This window comes from Paracoccus sp. (in: a-proteobacteria), assembly GCF_030538755.1.
GTDB lineage: Bacteria > Pseudomonadota > Alphaproteobacteria > Rhodobacterales > Rhodobacteraceae > Paracoccus.
In genome coordinates this window covers 1-4,283 of the sequence record NZ_JAUNTJ010000044.1, presented here as the reverse complement: position 1 = coordinate 4,283, position 4,283 = coordinate 1, and the positions used below count along the sequence as shown (strand labels likewise).

The following is a 4,283-nucleotide window of genomic DNA, read 5'->3' as shown; positions in this document are numbered from 1 at the left end:
GGCAGGATGCCTTGGGTGACCAGCACCCCGCCCGCCGCGACGTCATGGGCGGTCCCTTTCGCGGCCAGATCGGTGCGACCTTTGACCCGGATTTCCCACAGAATTGCGGCAACATCCGGCAGGTCATTTTCCCAGGTCAGCCGCACGGCCGGGCGGCGGGATGCCCCCGCGCGGTCCTTGACCGCGTCCCCGACCGCGTTCCAGCCGGGGACCATCTGCGGGGCCAGCGGCAGGCGGCGGATCGGGACCGGGGCGCTGGGCAACAGATCGCTGGGCCGCCACGCGACGTCTGCGGCGTCCCTTTCGCGCAGGGTGACGCGCTGGATCATGCTGCGCAGATCGTCGGATTTGCCGCCGATCTCAAAAACCTTGTTGGTATAGCCGTTGCGCGCACTGGTCCACGCCACTGCATCCAGCGGCTCCAGTGCTGCAAAATCGGGCGGCAGCGGCAGATCGTGATGCGCAAAGCGCCGCTCCTCGGCCAGCATGAATTTCATCATGCGCTGCACCTGCGCCGGATAGGGCGTGGCGGGCAGGTTGACCGAGGCGATCAGCCGCCGCCCCTGATCCAGTGTTTCAAAATCGGGGGCATAGCGGGGCGGCGCTTCTTTCGCGACCCAGCGTTCGGCAGGCTCGGGATATTGGGCGTGGACGGCGTTTTTCGTCTCGGACAGCGACAAAAACGGGCGGTATTGGTGATCCTCGGTGATCAGCAGATCGTCGTCGGTCAGCACCATGACCGGCAGGCCCACGCCCCCCATGCGCAGCTTCCAGACCCCGCCATATTCCATGATTTGCCCACACGATCCGCGCAGGATTTCGTCGATGATGTCGGCAGGTGCGTCACCGCCCAAATCCTCGGGGCCGACCCTAATCTCATAGGAGGTGCGATAACTGGCCTCGCCGTCGACCTGCACGTCACAGGCGCTCATCGCCGCGCGCCAGTTGTCGAGCGGCAGATCGACCGGATCGACCGTCCCGCCCCAGCGGGTATAATCGTCCAGCGTGATGCCGCGCAGGATATTATAGACCTGCACGGCGGGGTTTTCGCTGGGTCGCCACGTCGCCGGGTTGTCCCACCGCTGGCTGCCGCTGCCGCCCGCGCTGCTGTCGCGGCGGGGGTCGTAAAGTGCCGACCCGGTGACCTCGAACAAGAGGCGCGGGAAACCTTTATACAGATCCCGGTCCAGTTTAAATTCGACGATGGCATAAGCGATCCCCCGCCCGATCATATCGGCCCGCCACGGGCGGTCGGGATCGCGGCCATAGCGGTCCAGCAGATATGGATCAGCAGCCGTCTGACGCCCGTCATAGAATTTGATCCGCGCGGTCGCGGAATAGCGCCCGCCCAGACGGCGAAACCCTTCGGCGTCGGGGGTGCCGGTCGGGATCACCCGTTCGTCATCGACCCAGACGGCGTCCAGACTGGCCAGCGGCATATCCGCCAGATCGACGACATAGGTCAGATACGCATTCGGGGTTTTGCCATCTTGGCCATGCGTCATCGGCGGGCAGACCATATTTCCCGCCGTGGCATATTTGCCGAGGATAATGTTCTGCGGGGTGTTGTCCCCGGAGGTGGTGACGTTGCTGCGCAGCCCCGCCGGGGGTGGGGCGTTTTTGCGCATTAAGGCGCGCGACAGCGCCGAGAGGGCAAAGCTGGCCCCGGCCTGCAACAGGGTTGCCCCAATGGCAAAACCCGCGACTTTCCAGCTGGAAATGGCGGCGACAGCGGCGACAACCGGCCCTGCATGGGCCGGGGCGGCGATCAGACAGATAAGGACAGCGATCAGAGCGGGGAAAATCATACGCGAAACACCTGCGTGGCAGTGCTGGCCGGGACATGCCCCCAGCCGGAGGATTTCAGGACGGCGACGGTTTCGCCCAGAACAATGCCCAGCGACTGGTCCAGATCGCCCGCAACCACAGCAATATCGCCGGGCTGGGCAAAGGCCGGATGGACCGCCTCGAAATGGGCCGCGACAAAGGCCACATGATCATCAAAGCCCAGCGATTTCAGGACGTTCAAACCGGCTTTGATCGTGGAATAATCGGCGTTTGGCGCGGGGTTTTCGCCGGTCATCTCTGCGACCGCGCCTGCCACCCACAGCGCGCAGTCCTGTTGGCCGGGGCGGAACGGGGTGCGGGCCGTGGCGATCAGATAATCGGTCAGCCGCGATTGCCAGTCGATGAGGCGCGCCATTATTTGCCCCCCCGCCGATGTTCGCCCCATGCGACTTCAACCTGCTCGACCACCGATCCATAGCGCCGAAACCGGTCGCCGCCGCGCCGCGATTGCACCGCATCCGATTTGGTCGCGCCGGAAAACAGCGTCAGGGCGCGGGCCTCGGACACCACGCGCAGGCGCAGATCGTCGTCATCGCCATCGGCCCCAGTGGTCATGGGGGCCTCGTCGATCCAGCCCCGGAACAGGCGTTCGGGCGCACCCAACAGCGCCCCGGCGGCGTTATATTCGGCCCGGTGGATTTCGACCGGCGCGAAACGCGGGTCATAGCCCCGGATCGCCAGCTGCATTTCGGGGCTGTTGGCGGCCAGACGCAGCTCATAGCTGCGCACCGCCAGCCCTGTGGTGGCTTGGATCGGCTCACATTCCAGCAGATTGCCCGCGCCGTAATACAGCCGGTCCTGACCGTCGATCCGGAATATCTGGTGATCGTCGCCGGACCAGAGGCCGATGGTCTCAATCGCGCCGGTGGTGCGATTGCGCGCCGAAATCCAGACCAGAATATCGGCATGGATACTGGTCCGGGTGGCGCGATGGGCGATTTTCAGGGGGTCAGTCTGGCGCATAAGTCACCGCAAAGTTTGGATAAAGGAGAAACTGCTGCCCTCGGTGATCGTGGCGCGACCGGGGGCATGGGTCAGGCTGCCCGGCACGATCACGGCCTTGCAGGCCGCGCGCGCAAGCTGCACCGGCGTGCCAGTGACCGCGCCGGGGCGCAGCGGCGGATCGATGGCAAAGGACGGGGTGAAACCGTTGACTGACGCTTGCGTCGGGGCCACCACCCGATGCAGGGCGTGCCGCACCGGATTTTCGGCATAGGCAAAGCCCAGATAATCGCCCACCTGCAGCTGATAGCGGGCGGGCAAACCGCCAAGGCGGATCGTGCCCGACGCATTGATGGTGTGCAGGAGGGTCTCGCGCCCAGCAATCACCCCGTCGGGATCGTCCAACGGGAATTCCGCGCGGCGGTCCCAGATCATAAAACTGGCCCCGGCCTGCGTCAGCTGATCCAGCCGGGTGACGCAAAACGCGGCTTCCTCGCGGGTCATTTTGCCCAGCGTGATGTCGCCGCGCCACAGCCGCGCGCCGCGATTGACGCGGATCACCTCGCCCGCCTCGGTTCGCGACTGGCTGGTCGTGGCGGGGCAATGGAACGTGATGTCGGCAATCGGCAATAGGTCGAAAAACTCGGCGGCGGAAAAATGGATCGTCATCCGACCGACCTCCCATCTTTGACACGGCGGCGGGCCTGATCGGGCAGGACGTGGCGGGTGTATTTCTCAAGGCCGGTTTTGGTGACCTCGACCGCGACATCCCCGGCGATCTGCTGCATTTCGACCCGCAGATCGGGCGACAGGGAAATTTCCAAACGTCCCGTCAGGCCCGCCGATTGCGGGGGGGCCGACCGGCCCCGGCGCATATCCATCGGGGGTTGGGGGACGTGGCCAAAAGCCCCGCCGCGTGCGAAAGGCGTCACCCGGTCGGGCACGGTGACACCCAACTTGCCCGAGGTCAGGCGCGTCAGCGGCAGCGTGGTTTCGCGCCCGCCGATCAGCGCACCGACGCCCCCGCCCATGGCATGGGTCAGCGGCATGATCGCTTCGGCCCCGGCCTCGCCCATCACACCCAACTGGCCGGGCTTGTTGCTATAGGCAAAAAGGGTCGGCGCGCCGATCACATCGCCCAGGGCATTGGCCTTGACCTCGGTCTTGCCGCCAAAGAGACCGCCCAGAAACCCGCCCAGCAGCCCCGTGCCGCCGCCCTGTTTCCCGTTGCCGAACAGCGCGTCCGACAGATTATTCGCCGCCATATCGGCCAGTTTCCGAGAAATCCGGTCCAGCACATCGGCCAGAATATTGCCCGCCGACTGCCCGTCGCGCATCGCCTGCACGATCCCCTGAACCGCGCTGCGGCCTTCGTTTTGCAGATCGCGCATTTTCTGTTCCGCCTCGGCCATGGCGTCGGTTTCGCGCAGACGCACGCGGATCAGTTCTTCGATTTTGGTCTTTTCCGCAGCGGTGGCGTGGGCCAGCGTGTC

4 protein-coding genes and 1 pseudogene are annotated in these 4,283 nt (G+C 65.3%); all 5 read right to left on the bottom strand.

Going from position 1 to position 4,283, the window contains the following annotated elements; genetic code table 11:
• Positions 1-1,808: phage tail protein (locus Q4G14_RS14945; protein WP_303362560.1), on the bottom strand; the 1,808-nt coding region annotated here is incomplete at its 3' end.
• Positions 1,805-2,203, bottom strand: a complete 399-nt coding sequence (locus tag Q4G14_RS14940; RefSeq protein WP_303362559.1) for a hypothetical protein — start codon at positions 2,201-2,203, stop codon at positions 1,805-1,807. The genes Q4G14_RS14940 and Q4G14_RS14945, both read right to left, overlap by 4 nt.
• Positions 2,203-2,811, bottom strand: a complete 609-nt coding sequence (locus Q4G14_RS14935; protein ID WP_303362558.1) for a hypothetical protein — start codon at positions 2,809-2,811, stop codon at positions 2,203-2,205. The genes Q4G14_RS14940 and Q4G14_RS14935 overlap by 1 nt, the downstream gene beginning before the upstream one ends.
• A gap of 3 nt (positions 2,812-2,814) precedes the next feature.
• Complete coding sequence (locus Q4G14_RS14930) at positions 2,815-3,459, bottom strand: hypothetical protein (protein WP_303362557.1); 645 nt, start codon at positions 3,457-3,459, stop codon at positions 2,815-2,817.
• Positions 3,456-4,283 (bottom strand): annotated as a pseudogene (locus tag Q4G14_RS14925) (hypothetical protein); the annotation flags it as partial. The pseudogene Q4G14_RS14925 and the gene Q4G14_RS14930, both read right to left, overlap by 4 nt.

What these genes read in the sequence shown, in the direction of transcription:
- Q4G14_RS14935 (WP_303362558.1), bottom strand. Translation starts at nt 2,811, where the DNA reads ATGCGCCAGACTGACCCCCTGAAAATCGCCCATCGCGCCACCCGGACC.
- Q4G14_RS14930 (WP_303362557.1), bottom strand. Translation starts at nt 3,459, where the DNA reads ATGACGATCCATTTTTCCGCCGCCGAGTTTTTCGACCTATTGCCGATT.
- Q4G14_RS14940 (WP_303362559.1), bottom strand. Translation starts at nt 2,203, where the DNA reads ATGGCGCGCCTCATCGACTGGCAATCGCGGCTGACCGATTATCTGATC.